The organism is Mesorhizobium sp. CAU 1741, from assembly GCF_039839275.1.
Classification (GTDB): Bacteria; Pseudomonadota; Alphaproteobacteria; order Rhizobiales; family Rhizobiaceae; genus Aerobium.
The window spans coordinates 115,245-135,757 of the sequence record NZ_JBDOQP010000003.1 but is presented as its reverse complement, the minus strand read 5'-3'; the positions used below and the strand labels follow the sequence as shown (position 1 = coordinate 135,757).

The 20,513-nt window shown below is 64.7% G+C and carries 25 protein-coding genes; 11 read left to right on the top strand and 14 right to left on the bottom strand.

The window, feature by feature from the left end; all coding sequences use genetic code 11:
- Positions 1-17: 17 nt before the first annotated feature.
- The 7 genes from AAFN84_RS14345 to purC are packed head-to-tail and all read right to left on the bottom strand — an operon-like array spanning position 18 to position 4,864.
- A complete protein-coding gene (locus tag AAFN84_RS14345) occupies positions 18-251 on the bottom strand; it encodes a BolA family transcriptional regulator (RefSeq protein WP_347515286.1) in 234 nt (77 codons plus the stop codon).
- A 12-nt stretch (positions 252-263) separates the two neighbouring features.
- A complete protein-coding gene (gene purL, locus AAFN84_RS14340) occupies positions 264-2,462 on the bottom strand; it encodes a phosphoribosylformylglycinamidine synthase subunit PurL (protein WP_347515285.1) in 2,199 nt (732 codons plus the stop codon).
- Between the two features lie 15 nt (positions 2,463-2,477).
- The gene (locus AAFN84_RS14335) at positions 2,478-2,879 is read right to left on the bottom strand and encodes a hypothetical protein (RefSeq protein ID WP_347515710.1); all 402 of its coding nucleotides are present in this window, start codon (positions 2,877-2,879) and stop codon (positions 2,478-2,480) included.
- Positions 2,880-2,881: 2 nt separating this feature from the next.
- The gene (purQ, locus tag AAFN84_RS14330; protein WP_347515284.1) at positions 2,882-3,550 is read right to left on the bottom strand and encodes a phosphoribosylformylglycinamidine synthase subunit PurQ; all 669 of its coding nucleotides are present in this window, start codon (positions 3,548-3,550) and stop codon (positions 2,882-2,884) included.
- 46 nt (positions 3,551-3,596) lie between these two features.
- Positions 3,597-3,791 carry a hypothetical protein gene (locus tag AAFN84_RS14325; protein WP_347515283.1) on the bottom strand — a complete coding sequence of 65 codons (195 nt, stop codon included), beginning with the start codon at positions 3,789-3,791 and terminating at the stop codon, positions 3,597-3,599.
- Between the two features lie 20 nt (positions 3,792-3,811).
- The gene (gene purS / locus AAFN84_RS14320) at positions 3,812-4,054 is read right to left on the bottom strand and encodes a phosphoribosylformylglycinamidine synthase subunit PurS (RefSeq protein ID WP_347515282.1); all 243 of its coding nucleotides are present in this window, start codon (positions 4,052-4,054) and stop codon (positions 3,812-3,814) included.
- 18 nt (positions 4,055-4,072) lie between these two features.
- Positions 4,073-4,864: a phosphoribosylaminoimidazolesuccinocarboxamide synthase gene (gene purC, locus AAFN84_RS14315; RefSeq protein WP_347515281.1), complete on the bottom strand. Its 792-nt coding sequence runs from the start codon at positions 4,862-4,864 to the stop codon at positions 4,073-4,075.
- A gap of 260 nt (positions 4,865-5,124) precedes the next feature.
- Here purC and AAFN84_RS14310 point away from each other — a divergent pair, with 260 nt between their 5' ends.
- Together AAFN84_RS14310 and AAFN84_RS14305 are read left to right on the top strand one after the other, a co-directional pair.
- Entirely contained in the window at positions 5,125-5,445 is a 321-nt protein-coding gene (locus AAFN84_RS14310) for a DUF1476 domain-containing protein (protein ID WP_347515280.1), read from the top strand.
- Between the two features lie 110 nt (positions 5,446-5,555).
- Entirely contained in the window at positions 5,556-6,326 is a 771-nt protein-coding gene (locus AAFN84_RS14305; RefSeq protein WP_347515279.1) for an aldolase/citrate lyase family protein, read from the top strand.
- Position 6,327: 1 nt separating this feature from the next.
- On the opposite strand, the gene AAFN84_RS14300 is transcribed toward AAFN84_RS14305, so the two are convergent.
- Positions 6,328-6,876: an alpha/beta hydrolase gene (locus AAFN84_RS14300; RefSeq protein WP_347515278.1), complete on the bottom strand. Its 549-nt coding sequence runs from the start codon at positions 6,874-6,876 to the stop codon at positions 6,328-6,330.
- Between the two features lie 45 nt (positions 6,877-6,921).
- Positions 6,922-7,854, bottom strand: coding sequence for a hypothetical protein (locus tag AAFN84_RS14295; protein ID WP_347515277.1), 933 nt, complete (start codon positions 7,852-7,854; stop codon positions 6,922-6,924).
- A 209-nt stretch (positions 7,855-8,063) separates the two neighbouring features.
- Here AAFN84_RS14295 and AAFN84_RS14290 point away from each other — a divergent pair, with 209 nt between their 5' ends.
- Positions 8,064-8,876 carry a VOC family protein gene (locus AAFN84_RS14290; protein ID WP_347515276.1) on the top strand — a complete coding sequence of 271 codons (813 nt, stop codon included), beginning with the start codon at positions 8,064-8,066 and terminating at the stop codon, positions 8,874-8,876.
- A 10-nt stretch (positions 8,877-8,886) separates the two neighbouring features.
- On the opposite strand, the gene purB is transcribed toward AAFN84_RS14290, so the two are convergent.
- The 4 genes from purB to AAFN84_RS14270 all read right to left on the bottom strand — a co-directional run bounded on the left by purB (position 8,887) and on the right by AAFN84_RS14270 (position 13,160).
- The gene (gene purB, locus AAFN84_RS14285) at positions 8,887-10,194 is read right to left on the bottom strand and encodes an adenylosuccinate lyase (RefSeq protein ID WP_347515275.1); all 1,308 of its coding nucleotides are present in this window, start codon (positions 10,192-10,194) and stop codon (positions 8,887-8,889) included.
- Between the two features lie 75 nt (positions 10,195-10,269).
- Entirely contained in the window at positions 10,270-10,995 is a 726-nt protein-coding gene (locus tag AAFN84_RS14280; protein WP_347515274.1) for a DUF2259 domain-containing protein, read from the bottom strand.
- Positions 10,996-11,078: 83 nt separating this feature from the next.
- Positions 11,079-12,092, bottom strand: coding sequence for a P1 family peptidase (locus tag AAFN84_RS14275; protein WP_347515273.1), 1,014 nt, complete (start codon positions 12,090-12,092; stop codon positions 11,079-11,081).
- Between the two features lie 3 nt (positions 12,093-12,095).
- Positions 12,096-13,160, bottom strand: coding sequence for a branched-chain amino acid ABC transporter substrate-binding protein (locus AAFN84_RS14270; RefSeq protein WP_347515272.1), 1,065 nt, complete (start codon positions 13,158-13,160; stop codon positions 12,096-12,098).
- 158 nt (positions 13,161-13,318) lie between these two features.
- Between AAFN84_RS14270 and AAFN84_RS14265 the strand changes: the two genes are divergently transcribed.
- From AAFN84_RS14265 to AAFN84_RS14235, 7 genes are all read left to right on the top strand, one after another.
- Entirely contained in the window at positions 13,319-13,834 is a 516-nt protein-coding gene (locus tag AAFN84_RS14265) for a flavin reductase (protein WP_347515271.1), read from the top strand.
- Positions 13,831-14,760 (top strand): MoxR family ATPase, encoded by a 930-nt coding sequence (locus tag AAFN84_RS14260; protein WP_347515270.1) that lies wholly within the window; start codon positions 13,831-13,833, stop codon positions 14,758-14,760. Before AAFN84_RS14265 ends, AAFN84_RS14260 begins: the two co-directional genes overlap by 4 nt.
- Positions 14,761-14,763: 3 nt before the next feature.
- Positions 14,764-16,011, top strand: coding sequence for a VWA domain-containing protein (locus tag AAFN84_RS14255; protein ID WP_347515269.1), 1,248 nt, complete (start codon positions 14,764-14,766; stop codon positions 16,009-16,011).
- A 25-nt stretch (positions 16,012-16,036) separates the two neighbouring features.
- Complete coding sequence (locus AAFN84_RS14250; protein ID WP_347515268.1) at positions 16,037-16,375, top strand: XdhC family protein; 339 nt, start codon at positions 16,037-16,039, stop codon at positions 16,373-16,375.
- 6 nt (positions 16,376-16,381) lie between these two features.
- Positions 16,382-17,080, top strand: coding sequence for an XdhC family protein (locus tag AAFN84_RS14245; RefSeq protein ID WP_347515267.1), 699 nt, complete (start codon positions 16,382-16,384; stop codon positions 17,078-17,080).
- Positions 17,077-18,684, top strand: a complete 1,608-nt coding sequence (locus tag AAFN84_RS14240; RefSeq protein ID WP_347515266.1) for a molybdopterin-binding/glycosyltransferase family 2 protein — start codon at positions 17,077-17,079, stop codon at positions 18,682-18,684. The genes AAFN84_RS14245 and AAFN84_RS14240 overlap by 4 nt, the downstream gene beginning before the upstream one ends.
- A gap of 137 nt (positions 18,685-18,821) precedes the next feature.
- Entirely contained in the window at positions 18,822-19,628 is an 807-nt protein-coding gene (locus tag AAFN84_RS14235; protein WP_347515709.1) for an alpha/beta hydrolase, read from the top strand.
- Positions 19,629-19,630: 2 nt separating this feature from the next.
- Here AAFN84_RS14235 and AAFN84_RS14230 read toward each other — a convergent pair whose 3' ends face one another.
- Positions 19,631-19,804, bottom strand: coding sequence for a hypothetical protein (locus AAFN84_RS14230; RefSeq protein WP_347515265.1), 174 nt, complete (start codon positions 19,802-19,804; stop codon positions 19,631-19,633).
- 232 nt (positions 19,805-20,036) lie between these two features.
- Here AAFN84_RS14230 and AAFN84_RS14225 point away from each other — a divergent pair, with 232 nt between their 5' ends.
- A complete protein-coding gene (locus AAFN84_RS14225) occupies positions 20,037-20,510 on the top strand; it encodes a hypothetical protein (RefSeq protein ID WP_347515264.1) in 474 nt (157 codons plus the stop codon).
- Positions 20,511-20,513: the final 3 nt, after the last annotated feature.

The window sequence follows — 20,513 nt, the reverse complement described above, 5'->3', positions numbered from 1 at the left end:
AGGTGCAATCGCGTGCTTCAGTCCGGCGCGCTGGTTTGCAACGCAAGCGCGTGCAGCACGCCGCCCATGTTGCCCTTGAGCGCATTGTACACCATCTGGTGCTGTTGCACCCGGCTCTTGCCCCGGAAGCTCTCGGCCACGACTTCCGCGGCATAGTGATCGCCATCGCCGGCGAGATCGCGGATCGTCACCACGGCATCCGGAATGCCTTCCTTGATCAGCCGCTCGATGTCGTGCGCGTCCATCGCCATGATCAACCCCCGTCAGTTTCCCATGAAGGCGGGAAACCAGCCTTCATGTGCCATCTTCAGCTCTGCCACCGATATGGCATGTGCTTCCGAGAGCTTCAAGGATTGGCCGCCCGTTGTTCCGATGCGCACGCAGGAGACACCCTTGAGCGGCGCCAGGCCGGCGAAGTCCGCCTCGGACATGGTGACGACGTAGCGTCCCTGGTCTTCGCCGAAGAGGCATGCAACGCCGTCGTTTCCGGATTGCAGGGCAAGCGTCGCGCCGATCCCCGATGCGATGGCCATTTCGGCGACCGCGACGGCCATGCCGCCATCCGAACAGTCGTGGACGGCGGTGGCGATGCCGCAGCGAATCAGGTCGCGGACGTGGTCCCCGACGCGCTTCTCATGCGCGAGATCGACGGCGGGCGCAGGACCCTCATTGCGGCCGAAGAGTTCACGCAGGTATGCCGACTGGCCCAGATGACCGCCCAGCTCGGCGGGCCCGCCAACGAGCACGATGACATCGCCTTCGGCCGCAAAGCGGATGCGCGCCATCTTCGACCAGTCGTCGATGAGCCCGACACCGCCGATTGTCGGGGTCGGCAGGATGCCACGGCCATTGGTCTCGTTGTAGAGCGAGACGTTGCCGGACACGATCGGGAAGTCGAGCGCGCGGCAGGCTTCGCCGATGCCTTTGATGGCATGGACCAACTGGCCCATAATCTCGGGACGCTCGGGATTGCCGAAATTGAGATTGTCGGTCGCGGCCAGGGGCAGGGCGCCGGTGGCGGTGAGGTTTCGCCAGCACTCGGCCACTGCCTGCTTGCCGCCTTCATAGGGATCGGCCTCGCAGTAGCGCGGATTGACGTCTGACGAAAAGGCCAGCGCCTTGGTATCATGACCCTCGACCCGCACCACGCCAGCATCTCCGCCGGGAAGTTGCAGCGAGTTGCCCTGGATCAGCGTGTCGTATTGCTCCCACACCCAGCGGCGCGAGGACAGGTTGGACGAACCGAGCAGCTTGAGCAGCGCTTCGGAGATGTCCATGACCGGCACGTCTTGTGCCGGGGCAGGTGCCTTCGGCTCCGTCCAGGGGCGATCATATTCCGGCGCTTCGTCGCCCAGTTCCTTGATCGGCAGGTTGGCCACCTCGCTGCCCTGGTGGAAGACGCGGAAGCGCAGGTCGTCGGTGGTTTCGCCGACGATGGCGAAGTCGAGACCCCATTTGCGGAAGATCGCCTCGGCTTCGGCCTCCTTTTCGGGCCGCAGCACCATGAGCATGCGCTCCTGGCTTTCAGACAGCATCATCTCGTAGGCGGTCATGCGCTCCTCGCGCACGGGAACCTTGTCAAGGTCGAGCCGGATGCCGAGATCGCCCTTGGCGCCCATTTCGACCGCCGAGCAGGTGAGGCCCGCCGCGCCCATGTCCTGGATGGCGATGACGGCGCCGGACGCCATCAGCTCAAGGCAGGCTTCGAGCAGGCATTTCTCGGTGAACGGGTCGCCGACCTGGACGGTCGGGCGCTTCTCCTCGATCGAATCGTCGAACTCCGCAGACGCCATGGTGGCGCCGCCAACGCCGTCGCGGCCGGTCTTTGCACCGAGATAGACGACCGGAAGGCCGACGCCCTCGGCTTTCGAATAGAAGATGGAATCGGCATCCGCCAGGCCCGCCGCAAAGGCGTTGACGAGGATGTTGCCGTTGTACCGGGCGTCGAACTGGACCTCGCCGCCGACCGTCGGGACGCCGAAAGAATTGCCATATCCGCCGACGCCGGCCACGACGCCGGAGACGAGATGTTTCGTCTTGGCGTGCGCGGGGTCACCGAAACGCAGCGCGTTCATTGCCGCGATCGGCCGCGCACCCATGGTGAACACGTCCCGCAAGATGCCGCCGACGCCGGTGGCGGCGCCCTGATACGGCTCGATGTAGGATGGGTGGTTGTGGCTCTCCATCTTGAAGACCACCGTCTGGCCGTCGCCGATGTCGACCACGCCGGCGTTTTCGCCCGGACCCTGAATGACGCGCGGACCGGTGGTCGGCAGCGTGCGCAACCATTTCTTGGACGATTTGTAGGAGCAATGCTCATTCCACATCGCCGAGAAGATGCCCAGTTCCGTGAAGCTCGGCTTACGACCGATCAGATCGAGAATGCGCTGGTATTCATCGGGCTTGAGGCCGTGCGAAGCGATGAGCTCGTCGGTGATGGCGATGTCGTTGCGAATGGTCATCTCGTCTTCCGAAGTTCAGGCCGTGCCGGCACAATCCGTACCGCCTGCCGACCACCGCCTTATGTCGGCGGAGATGCGCGCGGCGGATGGCCCGTCCATGAGTGGACCGAAACTCGTCACCGTGCCGGCAGCCCCCTCCGCCTGCACGACCAGCAACGGCCTGCCGCCATAATCGCCGCGCGGAACGAGCAGGAAGCGTGGCCTGCCGCTGAACGAGTTCAGCTCGTTGGCAAAGCTGTAGTCGCTGAAGGTTGCGTCCTTGCTGGCGAACCAGCAGCGATGCGCGGCGGTGGCGACCTGTTCCATGTTGCGCAGCGCCGCGCTCTTGCCGCCGCTGCTGGGAGCCGTCGGCGTGGGTGATGCCTGGCAGCCAGCCATCAGGGCAAGCCCGGCGAAACAGGCAGCGCCGGATATCATCCTCACGCGGCGGCCTCCAGCACGCTTTCGAACAGCGCGCGACCGTCGCTGCCGCCATGGGCCGCCTCGATGAGGTTCTCGGGGTGCGGCATGAGGCCGAACACGTTGCCACCTTCGTTGATGATGCCTGCGATGTCGTTCATCGAACCGTTCGGGTTCGTGCCTTCGGCGTAGCGGAAAACCACCCGGCCTTCGCCTTCCAGGCGGGCGAGCGTTTCCGCGTCGGCAAAATAGTTTCCGTCATGGTGCGCGACGGGGCAACGGATGATCTGGCCCTGGCCGTAGCCTCTGGTGAAGGCGGTCTGTGCGTTGGCGACTTCGAGCTTGACCTCGCGGCAGACGAACTTCAGCGACGCATTGCGCATCAGCGCGCCGGGAAGCAGACCTGCTTCCAGCAGGATCTGGAAGCCGTTGCACACGCCCATCACCTTGACGCCCTGCGCGGCCTTTGCGGCAATCGCCCGCATCACAGGCATGCGGGCCGCGATGGCGCCGCAGCGCAGATAGTCGCCGAACGAGAAGCCACCGGGGATGACGATCAAGTCAACATCCGGGATTTCCGTGTCGGTCTGCCATACGGTGGCCGGCGACTTGCCGCCAATCTTGGTCAGCGCCGCGATCATGTCGCGGTCTCGATTGAGGCCTGGGAGGAGGACGACGGCGGATTTCATTGCGGGTCGTAGGGCCTTTGGGGTTCTGCCAGTTCGCGCCGGTGTTCTATGCGATCGAGGCGTTCGTCATGACGTGACAGGATGCCGTAGATGTTGTGATATCCGTGTGTATTCCCATCACCGACAAGCGGATGGATACTATTTCCTGTTTGACTTCACCTAGGATCGCATCAACGCGATCCATGCGCTGGTGGATAGACTTCAGCAATTCGTACATCAGTTCGTTGGTGACTTCGGCCATCGGGGCCTCCTGTCAATAAATCAAGCGATACTGATGCTATAGTTCTCGATCACCGTGTTCGCGAGGAGCTTCTCGCACATCGCCGTCAGCTCCTTCTGGGCCGTGGCCTTGTCGGCGGTGTCCAGCTCGAGGTCGAAGACCTTGCCCTGGCGCACCGCGCCGACGCCCGAAAAATCGAGCGCGGCGAGCGCGCCCTCGATGGCCTTGCCCTGGGGGTCGAGAACGCCGTTCTTGAGCGTTACGGTCACGCGAGCCTTGATCATGTCGTTCCGTATTCAGACTTAGTGGACGCTGCCCTTGTCGGGCTTCGACGAGACCAGCACCGGTCCGGAGGGGCGCGGCGGGTCGTTTTCGTTCATGATGCCGAGCCGGCGCGCGACCTCCTGATAGGCCTCGACGAGGCCGCCCATGTCGCGGCGAAACCGGTCCTTGTCCAGCTTGTCGTTGGTGACGACGTCCCACAGGCGGCAGGAGTCCGGCGAAATCTCGTCGGCGACGACAATGCGCATCATCTCGTTTTCATAGAGACGGCCGCACTCGATCTTGAAGTCGACGAGCTGGATGCCGACGCCGAGAAACAGGCCCGAGAGGAAGTCGTTGACGCGGATGGCCAGGGCCATGATGTCGTCGAGTTCCTGCGGCGAGGCCCAGCCGAACGCGGTTATGTGCTCTTCGGAGACCATCGGGTCGTCGAGTGCATCGGCCTTGTAGTAGAATTCGATGATCGAGCGGGGCAGCATGGTCCCTTCTTCGATGCCGAGCCGCTTGGCCAGTGAGCCGGCCGCGATGTTGCGCACCACGACCTCCAGCGGGATGATCTCGACTTCCTTGATGAGCTGTTCGCGCATGTTGAGGCGTCGAATGAAGTGGGTCGGGATGCCCATCCGGTTGAGATGGGTGAAGATGTGCTCGGAGATGCGGTTGTTGAGCACGCCCTTGCCATCCACGACTTCGTGCTTCTTCTTGTTGAACGCGGTGGCGTCATCCTTGAAGAACTGGATCAGCGTGCCAGGCTCGGGCCCTTCGTAAAGGATCTTTGCCTTGCCTTCATAAATGCGGCGGCGACGGTTCATGGCTATCTCTGGTCTTGGAGCGGGACAGCGCCTGGCTCCTGTTGGAGCGCCGCGGTCGGCGGCGACGTGGATTCCCCGCGGTCTCTACCGCAATCGCGCGGTTTGCTCAATCGGCAATTGGAACGCTTCCAGCCTATCCAACAGCAATTCGCTTGCGGCTGCGGCATCGCGCGCATATTGACCCGGGCAGCGGCTTTTGATTTGTGATCGGCAGCCCCATATCGGGACCCAGGATTCGAGACCGACCGGAGGACTAACTCATGGCCAGCATGGACGATCGCAAGGATGCGTTCGAGAAGAAGTTCGCGCATGACGAGGAACTGAAGTTCAAGGCGCTGGCGCGGCGCAACAAGCTGCTCGGCCTGTGGGCTGCCGAAAAGCTCGGCAAGACCGGCGCGGATGCCGATGCCTATGCGCTCGAGGTCATCAAGGCGGATTTCGAGGAAGCCGGCGACGAGGACGTGTTCCGCAAGGTTCGGGCCGATTTCGACGCGGCGGGCGTCACCCAGTCGGATCACCAGATTCGCCGCACCATGGAAGAACTGCTGGCGCAGGCGGTGATGCAGATTCAGAACACCTGATCGCGACCTTGATCCAGTAGGCACCAAACCGCCCGCCAGCCGGGCGGTTTTCTTTGCCGCACCGGCCTTTTCTGGTTGAATGGCCGGATGCACAGAGAGGTTCTTCCGATATGACGCTTGCAGAACGCCTGAACGCCGGCGAAACGGTCTTTACCGCATGGTCGGGAATACCCGACGCCCTGACCATCGAAGCGCTGACCGCCGCGCCCGTCGACGCGGTGACGCTCGACATGCAACATGGCGGGCATCATGAGGACAGCGTCCTGCGCGGATTGATGCCGATCGTCGCTTCGGGCAAACCCGGCCTCGTGCGCATTCCCGTCGGCCGCTTCGACATGGCCAGCCGGGCCCTGGATTTCGGCGCCGAGGCGATCATCGCGCCGATGGTGAATTCGATCGAGGATGCGCGCGCATTCGCGGCGTCGATGAAGTATCCGCCCGTTGGCCAGCGTTCTTGGGGAGCCGGCTTTGCCATGCAGCGCGCCCAGCAGCCGGATTCCGCCCGATGGCTGGCTGAGCAGAACGCGCAGACGCTGGCATTCGCCATGATCGAGACGCGCGAAGCGCTGGCGATCGTCGACGACATTCTCGCCGTCGACGGTATCGATGGCGTGCTTGTGGGGCCGTCCGATTTCTCGATTGCATGGACCAAGGGAACGGTGATGGACCCGGCCCTGGAAGACATGATGGAGGCGGTCGGACAGATCGGCGCGAGCGCAAAGGCCGCCGGCAAGCATGCGGCGATCTATGTGGTCGATCCCAAGCTGGTCGGCCGCTTTGTCACGATGGGCTACCGGCTGATCGCCATGGGCAACGAGCAGCGCTACATGACGATGGGCGCGGCCAGCCTGCTGGATGCCGCACGCGCATCAATCAAATAGGTCAAAGCCGCGACAGGAAACTCGCGAAGGTCATGGAGCCCTCCGGCCATGGGCCGTGGCCGGACTCGGCGTTGAGATGGCCGGCTTCGCCAGCATCGATGAACAGCGAACCCCAGGCACCGGCAATGTCTTCGGCCACGTCGAAGGCACAGAACGGATCGTTGCGGCTGGCGACGGTGATGGAGGGAAATGGCAGCGGATCGCGCGGGTAGGGGCCGAACGTCATGAGATGCTTCGGCCTGATCGCCGGGTTGGCGACGTCTGGGGGCGCGACGAAGAACGCGCCCGCCACGGGTTTGCTGATTTCGCCCAGCGCGTGAATTGCAGTCGGGATGCCGAGCGAATGCGCCACCAGAACGACCGGACGTTCTGCGTTCTCGATCGCTTCCTTGACGTTTGCAACCCAGTCGTCGCGCACCGGCTTGGACCACTCGGCCTGCTCGACGCGGCGCGCGGTTGAAAGCTTTCGCTCCCAACGCGTCTGCCAGTGTCCCGGTCCCGAATTGGTGTAGCCCGGGATCATCAGAATGTCGGTGTCCTTGACCTTCATTGAATGCTCTTCGCTGTCGGGTTTGCGCAGGCCGGCTGAAGGCGGTCAGCCATGCCTGTCGTGGCCGCGCATGTGAACCGATGCATAGCGCGGCGGCTCGTAGTGATGTTCGGCGGTGAAGGGCGCCTGGAAGCGCTGGGCGTTACACAGATCGTCGCGAACGAAGAACGCGTTGACGCCATGGCCGTCGCAGGCAACCAGGCTGTAGCCCTTGTCGCGGCCGATCAGTTCCAGCGCCTTGAGGCTGGCGCCGAAACGCGTCGTTCCCTGCCATGCGCCGTCGGCCTGGTAGGGCACCTCGTAGGCGACGCTCGGTGGGTAGTGGCCGTTGTACTCGATGCAGACGACGCGAGGCCGCAAAAAGTCCATCGCGCGCCAGATATGGGACGTGTTGTAGTCGATGTCGAGTGACAGCAGGTCCGGCTCCGGGTCGACATTTGGTGCGACAAGGCTGCGGACATTCTCACGGTCGATACGCGAGTCGATGAAGGTGAGCGCGCCGCTGTCGATGAACGAGCCCGCCACCGCGCGAATGGATGCCGCTTCCTTGTCGCCGGCCTCGACCCACAGACCGCTCCAGCCCAGGTCGAGCAGCAGACGGGTGGTGTTTTCGATCCCGTCTCCGGCGGCGATCTCCACGAACTGGCGGTTCGTCTCGCCGATGCGACGAAAGATTTCGGCCAGGATGCCGTCCTCGTTGACCTGGCTGTAAACCTGGCCGGGCGCATGGGTCAGCGAGAGCGGATCACGGTAGCGTGCTGCATCCGTGCCGCGAAGATCCAAGGCCGCACCGAAGGCGGCCGCACCCTGTCGGCGCAATTCCGCAAGCAGCGCATCCTGGCGCGCGCTGATCGCCGCAATATCTTCGGCGGCGATCGCGACGGACCGCTCCATCGCGCGCACGCTCTCCGTCTGGGCGTCTATGGAGGCGCGCAGAGAGGCGAGTGCGGTTCTGGCGAATGTGAGCGGGTTCTTCAAGAGGTTCTATCCTGCACGATGGAAGCGCCGTAAGCTTCGCGACCATGTAGCGAGGCGGGTGCTGCGTGGCAACCGTCGCGGCAGTGTGAACACGGTGTTCGCCATCGGCATGGCTTGTGAAAGGCCTGGCGGAACCGCATGTGTTGATCTGGACGCACGATCCCGACATTCAAGCCGGTATGCCGGATGCGCCCCCCGTGGAGAATGAGATGGAACACCTGCCTTTTGCCGCAACGACCCCGATCAGCGTCGGTCGCGTGGGACTGCGCGCGCGCGACGCAAACCGCGTGGCGGATTTCTACAAGGGCGTGCTCGGACTGGATGAGATGCGCCGGTCGGGCAACGTGATAGCGCTTGGCGCAGGCGGTCGGGAAGTTCTTGAGATCGAGGGGTCCGCCTCGCTCAAGGAGGACGATCCGCGCAGCGCGGGGCTGTTTCACACTGCGTTCCTTCTGCCGCGGCGCGTGGACCTTGCGCGCTGGACCCAGCATGCGATCGATGATCGCATCGAGATCGATGGCGCTTCGGACCATGCGGTCAGCGAAGCGATCTATCTGACCGACCCCGAAGGCAACGGCGTCGAGATCTACGCTGACCGGCCCCGCGACGCCTGGCGCTTCGTCGGCGACACCGTCCACATGGGAACCGATGCGCTCAATTTTCAGGACCTGATGAGCGAACCCGGCAGTGGCGAACCCTGGACGGGCGCGCCCGAGGGCACGGTTATCGGCCACGTCCACCTGCGCGTCGGCGATGTGAAGGCTGCGGAAGCGTGGTGGAACGACCAGCAGGGTCTCGACACCATGCTCAACTATGGCGGGCAGGCGGTCTTCCTGTCTTCGGGCGGCTACCACCACCACATCGGTGCCAACTCCTGGCAAAGCCGGGGAGCGGGGCCGAGGGAGCGCGACAGGACCGGGCTCGGCTTCGTGGAACTGCTGTCGAAGGAGGCATCAGCCCAAAGCGTTTCGAGCGATCCGTGGGGCAACGAGGTCAGGGTGCTTCCGGCCCAAGGCGCATAAGGCGTTCTGGTCACGCCTCTCCGAACACCCGCCTGAAGATCGTGTCGACATGCTTGGTGTGGTAGCCAAGGTCGAACTTCTCGCGGATCGTCGCTTCGGGCAGGGCGGCGCGGACATCCTCATCGCCGAGCAGTTCCTCGAGGAAATCGGCGCCGCGCTCCCACACCTTCATCGCATTGCGCTGCACGAGACGGTAGGCGTCTTCACGCGACACACCTGCCTGGGTGAGCGCCAACAGGACCCGTTGCGAGTGAATGAGGCCGCGGAACTTGTTCATGTTGGCAAGCATCGTGTCGGGATAGACGACCAGCTTCTCGATCACGCCGGTAAGGCGGGCGAGGGCGAAGTCGAGCGTCACCGTCGCGTCCGGCCCGATCATGCGCTCGACCGATGAATGCGAGATGTCGCGCTCGTGCCAAAGCGCGACGTTCTCCATCGCCGGAAGCGCCATGCCGCGAACCAGGCGCGCCAGGCCGGTGAGGTTTTCCGTCAGCACCGGATTGCGCTTGTGCGGCATCGCCGAAGAACCTTTCTGGCCGGGCGAGAAATATTCTTCCGCTTCAAGCACTTCCGTGCGCTGCAGATGACGGATTTCTGTTGACAGCCGCTCGACCGAAGACGCGATGACGCCGAGCGCAGCGAAGAACATGGCGTGGCGGTCGCGTGGAATGACTTGTGTCGACACAGGTTCTGGCGTCAGGCCGAGTTTCTCGGCGACGTGTTCTTCCACCTTTGGATCGATGTTGGCAAAGGTGCCGACGGCACCGGAAATGGCACAGGTGGCGATTTCGGCGCGGGCATGGACGAGGCGCTCGCGGCAGCGCTCGAACTCGGCATAGGCCTGCGCCAGCTTGACACCGAACGTCGTCGGCTCGGCATGGATGCCGTGGCTGCGGCCGATGGTGACGCTGTCCTTGTGCTCGAAGGCGCGCTTCTTCAGCGCAGCCAGCAGCGCGTCGATGTCGGCGAGCAGAAGGTCGGAGGCGCGGACGAGTTGCACCGAAAAGCACGTGTCGAGAACGTCGGACGACGTCATGCCCTGATGGATGAACCGGGAATCGGGCCCAACGAACTCCGCCAGATGCGTCAGGAACGCGATGACGTCGTGCTTGGTCTCGCGCTCGATCTCGTCGATGCGGGCGACGTCGAACGTCGCCGCGCCGCCCTTTTCCCAGATCGTCTCAGCCGCTTCCTTGGGAATGACGCCGAGTTCCGCGAGAGCATCACAGGCATGCGCTTCAATTTCGAACCAGATCCGGAACTTGGTTTCCTGCGACCAGATGGAAACCATTTCGGGTCGCGAATAGCGCGGGATCATGGGGCTCGTCCTGAGTGCGTGGGAAGATGCGGGCTCCCTAGCAGAGCCCGTGCCATTCCTCAACTTGCGACAAGATCAAAGTCGTCCGGGCAAGGCGATCCAGCGATGATCGGGACCCTCGAATCCGAAAGACCGGACGCTGATCAATACGGCGAAGACCGGATCGCCGGCCTCGGGGAAGAACGTCTGGACGGCGCCGATACGGTAGCCGAGGGCGCAGTTGCGGCTGGCTGGGATCGAAGTGTCCTCATGCAGGAGAGCAGCGGTCTTGCCGGGCTCAAGGCCGGTACGCACCAGGCGGAAACCCATTGCCGGGCCAAAGGGTTCGCAGGTCTGCGACGCCTCAAACGGGATCTCATCAAGGCGGAACTCCACGGGTTGGTCGATCGGCGGCATGACCTTGCGCGGGTTCACGGTCATGCGATGCGGGTCTGCCGAAAGTTCGGTGATCGCATTGTAGCCCGCTGTGGTGCCACGGTTGGCAGCGAGTTCGGCCTCGGAGACGATCGCTTCGCCGCTGGTCCGCGCCTCGGCCCGTGCGTCTTCAAGGGAGGCGGCTTCATCGTCGATGCGCACGCGTATCGGCGTGCCTGGCAGGAACGCGTCCGTTGCGGTGTCGATATAGAAGCGATTGGCATACGGAAACCCGGAGCCGTCCTGGATACCGTATTCCTCGAAGGCGAAGACGCCGCCGTCGGCGGAGAAGCCGAGAATATTCAGCTCTGCGGCATCGCCGGCGCGGGCGGAAAGCGAAAGCGGAAGGATTGCGAGAGCAAGCAGCAGTGCAGCGAAGCGCTTCATGGCGGATACCTCCAGACTTTATCTGAATCCGTCATGGTAGAACGCGGTCTGTCAAGCCAGCAGCGGCAAGCGAATAACGGTCTTCAGCCCAGACGCGAGGACCAGACCGGAAAGAGGTCGCCGGCAGCGGGGGAGGCCTGATGGATGCCGCGCGCGATGGCGCGCGCCATCGTGGCACCAGCGATCGCGTGAAGCTCGAGCATGGCGAGCTCGTCAAGTTCCACGCCGCTTGCGCCGGTGGCGAGTGCAAAGACGAGATCGCCGTCGCCCATCGTATGCGACGGCCAGATCGACCGGGTCAGACCGTCATGGGTAGCGATCGCGAGCCGCTTGGCGGCAGCTTTGGTGAGGACGGCGTCGGTGGCGATGATGCCAATGGTTGTATTGCCCTCGGCCTGCTGCCTCTCGCCGAATTTCCATCGTATTTCGGCCGCGTCGCTAGGCATCGGCGAAGGCAGGCCGAGCCCGCCGAACTCGTCGCCGATCTCGAAGGGGGCTGCCCAGAAATGCGCGCTGCGGGACACGGTGACGGAGCCCAGCGGATTGGCCGCGACGAGAGCGCCAACGGTGACCCCGCCCGGCAGGACTGTCGAGGCAGAGCCGAGGCCGCCCTTGAGGCCGGCGGTCAGTGCGCCGGTTCCCGCACCGGCCGTGCCGAGGGCGAAGTCGAGCCCGGCTGACAACGTCGCCTCGTAGCCCATCTCGCGATAGGGAGGGTAGCGTCCCCAGTCCTTGTCGCCGCCATTGATGAGGTCGAAAAGGATCGCGGCCGGCACGATCGGCACGCGTTGGCCGCGCACCTCGACACCGACACCGGCCTCACGCAGGGCCGCCTGTGCGCCGGATGCGGCATCGAGGCCGAAGGCCGATCCACCGGACAGGACCAATGCGTGGATCGCGGCCAGCGAATTGTGCGGCTCCAGCGCGTCGGTCTCGCGGCTTCCGGGTGCGCCGCCGAGCACCTGGACGCCGGCGACGGCCGGAGCATCGGGAACCAGCACGGTGACGCCGCTCTTCAGTCGTTCGTCCTGGGCGTTGCCGACGCGCAGGCCGGCGACATCGGTGATGAGGTTTCGCGGACCGGTATTGAAGGGCATAGGCTACTCGATGGGAATAAAACGCTGGCCGTCATAGCGCAGAAGGCGGAACGGGTTGCCGGCAAGGTCGCCGTCCTCGTCGAAGGCGATATCGCCAAGCAGGGTGTCGAACGTCGTCCCGGCAAGAACGTCTGCGACCGGAACACCCTGCTCGTCAGCCATGCGCGATGCCTGGATCGCGATCTCGGTGGCGGCATGCGTGGGCACGACGTAGCCCTCGGGGATAATCCCCGCATTCCTGAAGCGCGCCAGGGCGTCGTCGTCGGCGCCGTCGGCCCATTCGGGAATAGCGATCATCAGCACGCCCGCGGCCAGCGGAACGTCGCCGGCGGCGCGCAAGGATTCCGGCCCGGCGATGGTCAGGTTGTAGTCGAGGCCGGCCGCATCGCGCGCCATGATGGCGATGTCGTCGCGATCTCCGCCAACGAAGACATGGGTGGCGCCGGCCCGCCGCAAACGCCCGACAAGGCCGATCTGGTTGTCGACCTGCGGTCGATAGGTATCGATGAAGACCGGCTCAAGCCCGGCGAGTTCGGCAGCCAGGCGCAATGACTCCGCCAGTTCGCGGCCGTGGATGGTGCCGTCGTCGACGATGGCGAAAAGTTCATCGCGCCAGCGATCGACGAGGATGTCGGCGACGGCGGCCAGTTCGGCATCCGCCCGCGGCGCGACGCGCCAGACCAGCCAGGCGTTGCGCTGCCGCCTGTCGGTGATGCCGTTGCTGCGCACGCCGGACGTTATGACCGGGATTTCCGCTTCCGCCAGGATCGGCAAGGCGGCTTCAAGCGATTGTGTGCACAGGAAGCCGACCGCCACCCTGACGCCCGCATCGCGAAAGGAGCGCGCGGCGACTTCGCCGCCTTCGGCCGTGCATTGCTCATCGACGGCGACCAGCTCGGCTCCTGCGGTTTGGGCCGCGAACCGTGCGCCCTGCCGCATCTGCTCGCCGAGAAGCGCTGTGGCCTCCTCCGTTGGCGCAGCGACCCCGATGCGTGGTTCCACGGCACCTGCGGTGCCGGACAGCGTGATCGCGCCGGCTAGGCTGAGCATGGAAAGGGTCAAGCGCATCAGAACTTTTCGTCCGGCCATCATCTGTGGAAGGAGCGTCAACTGGTAAAGGGTGGCAGCGGTGGGCGCAACAGGGTAGACGGCTCAGGAGGAATGCGGTTTGCCGGTCGCGGCGGCGCTTCCTATATGCGGTTTGTTCAAGGGATGCGGGTAGCGCGGTGCTGAAGAAGAATGCTGTAGAGCCACGTTTGTATCGCGAGGCGATGAGTCGCTTCGCGGGAGCGGTCCATATCATCACGACGGACGGACCGCATGGACGGCGCGGCGTGACGGTGATTGCCGCCTGTTCGGTGTCCGACGAGCCCCCGACGATCCTGGTGTGCCTCAACCGCACGAAGCCCGAGAACGACTGCTTCGCGGAAAACGGCGTCTTCGCACTCAACATCCTAGCGCACGACCAAAGGGATCTCGCCGATGCGTTTTCCGGATTGACCGGACTGACGCAGGAGCAGCGCTTTGCGCTCGGTCACTGGGAGACGGTGACGAGCGGCGCGCCGGTTCTGGCAGGGGCGCTCGCTACGCTCGATTGTCAGATCGTGGAGGCGAAGGACTTCGCCACCCACAGAGTTCTGTTCGGGAAGGTGACAGGTATCCGGATCGGCGATAGCCTCGACCCGTTGATCTATCACCACCGAGCCTATCGCGCACTCGAGGACATCACAGGATCGAAATGACCGATACGAAGCCGCGCCCAGTCCCCCAGTCGATCGACGAGACGGTGGCGCTGCTCGCGGGCGCCGACTATGTCGCCGATCGGGCGCTCGCGACCGTGCTCTTCCTGAGCCTGCGCATGCAGCGGCCGCTGTTCCTCGAAGGTGAGGCAGGGGTCGGCAAGACGGAGATCGCCAAGGTTCTGGCCGACTCTTTGGGTCGTCGGCTGATCCGGCTGCAATGCTATGAGGGCCTCGACGTTTCCTCGGCGGTGTATGAGTGGAACTATGCCGCCCAGATGATCGAAATCCGCATGGAGGAGGCAACCGGCGAGACGAGCCGCAAGGCAATGGAGCGCAATGTCTTTTCCGAAAAATACCTGATCCGAAGGCCGGTCCTCGATGCACTGACGGGGGACCACGGCGCGGCACCCGTTTTCCTGATCGACGAACTCGACCGGACCGACGAGGCTTTCGAGGCATTTCTGCTCGAAATCCTGTCCGACTGGCAAGTGACTGTCCCCGAGCTTGGCACCATCAAGGCGGTCGAGCCGCCGCTCGTCGTGATCACCACCAACAGGACGCGCGAAATCCACGACGCGCTCAAGCGGCGCTGCCTCTACCACTGGGTCGATTATCCGGACGCGGCGCGCGAACTGGAGATCGTGCACCGCAAGGTGCCGCGCGCCAATGCGCGGCTTTCTGCGGAAGTCGTCGCATTCGTGCAGAAGCTGCGCGAAATCGACCTGTTCAAGGTCCCCGGGGTCGCCGAGACGATCGACTGGGCCGGCGCACTGACGGAGCTCGACAAGGTGGCGCTCGACCCGGAGACCGTGTCGGACACGATCGGCGTATTGCTGAAGTACCAGGACGACATCGCCCGCATCGGGCAGGGCGAAGGCCGGCGCATCCTCGATGAGGTCAAGGCCGGGCTCACGGCCGCCGAATAGGCTATGACCGGCGAACCGACACAGCGCGGGGCAGATCCCGACGGCAGGATCGCGGACAATATCGTCTATTTCGCTCGCGCGCTGCGCAAGGCGGGTATGCGGGTCGGGCCGGCATCGGTGAAGGACTCGATCGAAGCAGTATTGGCGGCGGGCCTGGGCGGCCGAGACGATTTCTACTGGACGCTCCATGCCGTGCTGGTGAAGCGTCGCGAGGACCACGCGACCTTCGACGAGGCGTTCCGGCTGTTCTGGAAGTCGCGCGAGCTGATCGAGAAGATGATCGCGATGTTTTCGCCGGTCGCGCCGGAAACCCGCGAGAAACGCAAGAACCGCGCGGCCGAGACGCGGGTTGCGGATGCGCTCTTCGAGGGCCACCGGAAGAACCAGCCGCCGCGCGAGATACCGGAAATCGAAGTCGACGCCCGCTTTACCGTCTCCGGGAGCGAGGTGCTGCGCGAAAAGGACTTTGCGCAGATGAATGCGGCGGAGATGGCGGACGCCAGGAAAGCGATCGCCCAGCTTCGGCTGCCACAAGACCTGGTGGCGACGCGGCGCTACCGCGCCAACCCGCATGGCGCACGGGTGGATCCGCGCGCCATGATGCGCACGGCGCTTCGAACCGGCGGCGACCTGATCCTGCCGCGCTTTCGTTCTGTTCGTCAGGTGCACCCCCCGCTGGTGGTGCTTGCCGACATTTCCGGTTCGATGAGCCAGTACACGCGCATTTTCCTGCATTTCCTGCACGCGCTTTCGGAAAGCCGGGGCAGGGTGCACACTTTCGTCTTTGGCACGCGGCTGACCAACCTGACGCGCCAGATGCGCCGCCGCGACCCCGACGAAGCGCTGGCCGAATGCGCTGCCGCTGTCCGCGACTGGTCGGGCGGAACGCGCATCGGCGAGACCCTGCACGAGTTCAATCGGCTGTGGTCCCGCCGTGTGCTGGGCCAGGGCGCAGTCGTGCTGTTGATCACCGACGGGCTCGAGCGCGATGATGTCGCCACGCTCGCCAAGGAGATGGAACGGCTGAGAAAATCCTGCCGCCGCCTGATCTGGCTCAATCCGCTGCTGCGGTTCGACGGATTCGAGGCGCGGGCGCGCGGCGTGCGTGCAATGCTGCCGCATGTCGATGAATTTCGACCGGTGCATACGCTGTCGGCATTGGCCGACCTCGTCGCATCGCTTTCGGCGGCACGGTCGACGGGGTCCGACCCGCGCAAATGGATGGGTCTTGGCAACCCCGCCGCCGCATGACCATATTCACCGTGGAAGGCAGGCCATGACCGAGACACCATCGCATGAACACACCATCGACCCGCTGACCGTCGCCCAGGACTGGATGCGACAGGGACGGGCCGTGGCGATCGCCACGGTCGTGGAGACGTGGGGCTCTGCGCCGCGACCTGTCGGCAGCCACCTCGTCATCGATTCCCAGGGCAATTTCGAGGGTTCGGTCTCCGGCGGGTGTGTGGAAGGCGCCGTGGTCGCCGAGGCGGTGGACGTCATCGATGCCGGTGCATCGCGGATGCTGGAATTCGGCGTCGCCGACGAGACCGCGTGGCAGGTCGGGCTTTCTTGCGGCGGGCGCATAAAGGTCTATGTCGAGCGGCTGGGCTGAGCGCAGATGGACCCGCGATCGCTTGAGCACTTGAACGAAGATCGCCGGGCAAGGCGCGCGGTGATGCTCGTCACCGACCTGAGCGCGGGCACGGACAGGGTCGTACGCGAGGGCGAGGCGATCGACAGCGCGCTTGGAGAGGCGGTCGCCAAGGCGTTCCGCACCGGGCGCTCGCAGGCCATTGAAGCGGATGGCCGCTCGCTGTTCTTGAACGTCCACCTTCCGCCGCCGCGCATCGTCGTCATTGGAGCCGTGCATATCAGCCAGGCGCTGGCGCCGATGGCGCGGATCGCCGGGTTCGACGTCGAGATCATCGATCCGCGCACCGCATTCGCAACGCCGGAGCGATTTCCGGACATTCCGCTGCATGCCGAATGGCCGCAGGACGTGCTCGGCGCAAGGCCGCTGGACGCGTTCACCGCGCTTGCCGCCGTCACCCACGATCCCAAGATCGACGATTTTCCGCTTCAGGCGGCCCTCGAGGCGGGCTGCTTCTATGTCGGTGCGCTCGGCAGCCGCAAGACGCATGGCAAACGGCTGGAGCGCCTGTCGGCAAACGGCGTGAGCGATCAGGACCTGGCACGAATCCGCGCGCCGATCGGCCTCGACATTTCCGCATCCAGCCCCGCCGAGATCGCGGTGGCGACGCTGGCGCAAATCATCGAGGCCCTGCGCACGCGTGGAATGGCGGGCACGCAGGCATGAAATTCGGCACTGTTCCGCTGGAGGCCGCGCAAGGGGCGATTCTCGCCCACGCCGTTTCGGTCCAGGGGCGGACATGGCGCAAGGCGACGGTCCTTTCACACGAAGACATCGCAGACATGGCCGCAGCCGGCATAGCCGAGGTCGTCGTCGCAAGCCTCGACGCAGGTGACCAGGACGAAGATGCGGCTGCAGAGCGGCTAGCGGCGGCACTCGCGGCGGCCGGCATCGAGGTGCGGCCGGCGGCGACCGGGCGTGTCAACCTGCATGCGGCGGCTGCCGGCGTGCTCACGGTGAATCGCGCAGCCGTCGATGCGATCAACGGGATCGATCCGGCGATCACGCTCGCCACGCTGGCTGAGTTTGCGCGCATCGATGCCGGGCAAATGCTTGCGACCGTCAAGATCATCCCGTTCGGCGTCGATGGTGCGCTTGTACAGCGCGCAGCGGACATCGCGTCGGCCAGCAGCGTGCTTGCCGTCCATCCCTTTTGCGCTCGAAGAGTCGGCCTGGTGCAAACCGTGCTGCCGTCGATAAAGCCGAGCGTGCTCGACAAGACCGCCCGGCTGACGGCGCAACGCCTGGAACGCTGCGGCAGCATGATCACGAGCGAGATGCGCACGGCCCACCAAGCGGCCGAGGTCGCGCAGGCGGTCGCCGACCTGGCGCGTGACAACGACATGGTCATCGTCTTCGGCGCATCGGCGGTCTCGGATGCGCGGGATGTGATTCCCGCGGCGATCGGCCTTGCGGGCGGCAGCTTGATCCGCGTTGGCATGCCGGTTGATCCCGGAAATCTCCTGGTGATCGGGCGGGTCGGCAATGCCGACGTGATCGGCGCGCCGGGCTGCGCGAGAAGCCCCAAGCTCAACGGCTTCGACTGGGTCATCGAGCGGATGCTGGCAGGCCTCGACATCGGCGACCGGGAAATCGCTGCGATGGGTGTCGGCGGACTGCTGATGGAGATCGAGACGCGGCCGCAACCGCGCGAGCCCAGACCACGGCGTGCGGTGGCCGTCGACGCCGTGCTGTTGGCCGCAGGCCGCGGACAGCGCATGGGAGGGCCGAACAAGCTGCTGGCTGAGTTCGACGGCAAGCCGCTGGTGCGACGCATGGCCGACACGCTCGCCGCGTCGAAGACGCGCGCCGTGGTGGCCGTCGTCGGGCACCAGGGCGAACGCATCGAAGCCGCTCTCGGCGACGCGAGCGCCAGGATCGTTGCCAATGCCGACTATGTCAGCGGTCTCGCATCATCGCTGAAGGCAGGCGTCGCTGCGCTCCCCCCCGATGCCGCCGGTGCGCTGATCGTGCTCGGCGACATGCCCGGAGTCACCGCCCGCGACATCGACGCCCTGATCCAGGCCTTCATCGGGGCGCGAGGCAACGCAATCGTGCGCGCCACGCATGCGGGAAAGCGCGGCAACCCCGTCATCCTGCCGCGGGCTCTTTTCGACGCGGTCTCGCGGTTGTCGGGCGACACCGGCGCGCGCCACATCGTCGAGGGCAGCGACATGGAGGTGATCGACGTCGAGATCGGCCCGGCGGCCAGCCTCGACGTGGATACGCCGGAGGCGATGGCGCGGGCAGGCGGCGTGCTGGCGGAGTGAAGAGAGCGCTATGGTATGGCAGCCATCCGTTCGGGTAGGATGTGCGGATGTCGATTCCCGCCGGACTGCATCGCCTCGCGCCACTTTCGATCATCCTGCTGCTGGCCCTGTGCCTGCCCGGTCTGGCCCGAGCCGAGATGCTTGCCCCGTTCAAGGATCAGCTCTTCGCCTATCCCGCCGTGCTTGGCCTGGATGATGGCGGGCGCCGCGTCACGGTCGACTATCGCTCGCAGCGCGACATCAACGAACGCGATGAAGTGCCCGAACGGCGGGTGAAGCGTGCCTATATCGACCTGGCCCCACGCCGCAGCCAGCAAGACCTCTTGGTGGCGACCGAGGTGGCGCGCGTCCCGCATATCGCTGTCGGGACGCTTCAGAATGCCCGTTTCATCGTGATCTATCTCTACGGGCAGGGCGGCAACCGCAAGCAGGGGATGAACGACTATACGTTCGGCGGCAATTTCAACCGGATAAAGAACCTGGCGTACCGCAATGGCGGGCTGTACCTGACGACCGACTTCTCGGATTTCGGCGATACCGGGGCCCGGCAGGTCGCCAGCCTCATCTCCTTCTACGCGACGTCTTCGCCGCGCGCACCGATCTATGTCGCCTGCGGATCGATGGGCGGCGGCATCTGCTGGCGTCTGGCCGACGACCCGGATGTCGCGCCGCGCCTTGGTGGCCTGATGCTGCTGGGATCGCACTGGGACGAAGGCTTTCTCTCCAGCCGCGCCTTTGCCGGCCGCGTACCGGTGTTCTTCGGCCATGGCAGCGACGACACGGTTTTCCCCGTCGCCCAACAGGAACGCTTTTTCCGCTCGATCCTCGCCAAGGCGCCCGACTATCCGGTGCGCTTCGTGCGGTTTGAGACGGGAAGCCACGGCACGCCGATCCGCATGACGGATTGGCGCGACACGCTCAACTGGATGAACAGCGTGCGATAACTTCAGGGGGACTTGCGCCGCGCCATTTCGCGCGCCACACGCGGGAAATCCGCCGGTCGGATACCGATATCGGCACGGTCCGCGGGGCTCATCGATTCAAGCATCGCGAGCGCGTTGCGGAAGCGTTCCACGTCGCTGGGACGCGGGCGGGCGAAGAATTCAGTGAAAAAGGCCATGACCAGACTCCGATTAGAAGTCCTCCCGATAGGACGCAAGATAGCAGGATTCGTCTCGTTGTGCAGTGCAGCATCTGCATGACTGCCATGCGCTCGGCTGCGTGCCGGAGACCGTCATGCCGGCCTTGCAAAACCTCGATCCGGGAAAATCCACTGCAGTTCGAGGGAACCTTTTTAACTTAATGCGGCTTAGTGTCGAGAAAAGCGCAATCGCCTGTGACAGGAGGCATCAGTGGGCGGAAATGCGGATCTCGACTTCACCTCGCTGCTCGATGAGCTGATGGAGGCCACTCGCCAGGCGGAAGAGCGCGAAAGCGCGGGACCGGCGCCGTCGCTGCAGGTGGACATGCTCGCTCAGATCGAACGGCTGCAGGCTGAAAACGTCGCCCTGTTTCCTGACCGCGTGATGCGCGAATACGGAAGCCATGCGGAGGAACAGGCTGCTCGGGCTCAGAAGCCATCCGTCGAGATGCCAGGCGAACTGCAGCCTGCTCTTGAGGACTTGTTCTTCCTCGACCCTGATACGATTTCACGCGAGCTGGGCATCAAGGCGAAGAGCAAGCCAGAGGAACTGGACAAAGCGCGCCGCAGCTTCGCGATGCGCTACCATCCTGATCGCGTGCCTGAAGAGTTCCGGGCCCGGGCCGCTATGCGCATGCAGATCGCCAACATGCTGATCGACGAGGCGAAGCGCGGCAAGCGCTAACGC

Bases quoted from the DNA above. Each gene is read 5' to 3' on its own strand.
- AAFN84_RS14300 (WP_347515278.1), bottom strand. From the start codon at position 6,876: ATGAAGGTCAAGGACACCGACATTCTGATGATCCCGGGCTACACCAAT.
- purB (WP_347515275.1), bottom strand. From the start codon at position 10,194: ATGATCCCGCGCTATTCGCGACCCGAAATGGTTTCCATCTGGTCGCAG.
- AAFN84_RS14325 (WP_347515283.1), bottom strand. From the start codon at position 3,791: ATGGCCGAAGTCACCAACGAACTGATGTACGAATTGCTGAAGTCTATC.
- AAFN84_RS14290 (WP_347515276.1), top strand. From the start codon at position 8,064: ATGGAACACCTGCCTTTTGCCGCAACGACCCCGATCAGCGTCGGTCGC.
- purS (WP_347515282.1), bottom strand. From the start codon at position 4,054: ATGATCAAGGCTCGCGTGACCGTAACGCTCAAGAACGGCGTTCTCGAC.
- AAFN84_RS14255 (WP_347515269.1), top strand. From the start codon at position 14,764: ATGACCGGCGAACCGACACAGCGCGGGGCAGATCCCGACGGCAGGATC.
- purQ (WP_347515284.1), bottom strand. From the start codon at position 3,550: ATGAAATCCGCCGTCGTCCTCCTCCCAGGCCTCAATCGAGACCGCGAC.
- AAFN84_RS14235 (WP_347515709.1), top strand. From the start codon at position 18,822: ATGCTTGCCCCGTTCAAGGATCAGCTCTTCGCCTATCCCGCCGTGCTT.
- AAFN84_RS14280 (WP_347515274.1), bottom strand. From the start codon at position 10,995: ATGAAGCGCTTCGCTGCACTGCTGCTTGCTCTCGCAATCCTTCCGCTT.
- AAFN84_RS14345 (WP_347515286.1), bottom strand. From the start codon at position 251: ATGGCGATGGACGCGCACGACATCGAGCGGCTGATCAAGGAAGGCATT.
- AAFN84_RS14230 (WP_347515265.1), bottom strand. From the start codon at position 19,804: ATGGCCTTTTTCACTGAATTCTTCGCCCGCCCGCGTCCCAGCGACGTG.
- purC (WP_347515281.1), bottom strand. From the start codon at position 4,864: ATGAACCGTCGCCGCCGCATTTATGAAGGCAAGGCAAAGATCCTTTAC.
- AAFN84_RS14275 (WP_347515273.1), bottom strand. From the start codon at position 12,092: ATGCCCTTCAATACCGGTCCGCGAAACCTCATCACCGATGTCGCCGGC.
- AAFN84_RS14250 (WP_347515268.1), top strand. From the start codon at position 16,037: ATGACCGAGACACCATCGCATGAACACACCATCGACCCGCTGACCGTC.
- AAFN84_RS14245 (WP_347515267.1), top strand. From the start codon at position 16,382: ATGGACCCGCGATCGCTTGAGCACTTGAACGAAGATCGCCGGGCAAGG.
- AAFN84_RS14335 (WP_347515710.1), bottom strand. From the start codon at position 2,879: ATGATATCCGGCGCTGCCTGTTTCGCCGGGCTTGCCCTGATGGCTGGC.
- AAFN84_RS14310 (WP_347515280.1), top strand. From the start codon at position 5,125: ATGGCCAGCATGGACGATCGCAAGGATGCGTTCGAGAAGAAGTTCGCG.
- AAFN84_RS14260 (WP_347515270.1), top strand. From the start codon at position 13,831: ATGACCGATACGAAGCCGCGCCCAGTCCCCCAGTCGATCGACGAGACG.
- purL (WP_347515285.1), bottom strand. From the start codon at position 2,462: ATGACCATTCGCAACGACATCGCCATCACCGACGAGCTCATCGCTTCG.
- AAFN84_RS14305 (WP_347515279.1), top strand. From the start codon at position 5,556: ATGACGCTTGCAGAACGCCTGAACGCCGGCGAAACGGTCTTTACCGCA.
- AAFN84_RS14270 (WP_347515272.1), bottom strand. From the start codon at position 13,160: ATGCGCTTGACCCTTTCCATGCTCAGCCTAGCCGGCGCGATCACGCTG.
- AAFN84_RS14240 (WP_347515266.1), top strand. From the start codon at position 17,077: ATGAAATTCGGCACTGTTCCGCTGGAGGCCGCGCAAGGGGCGATTCTC.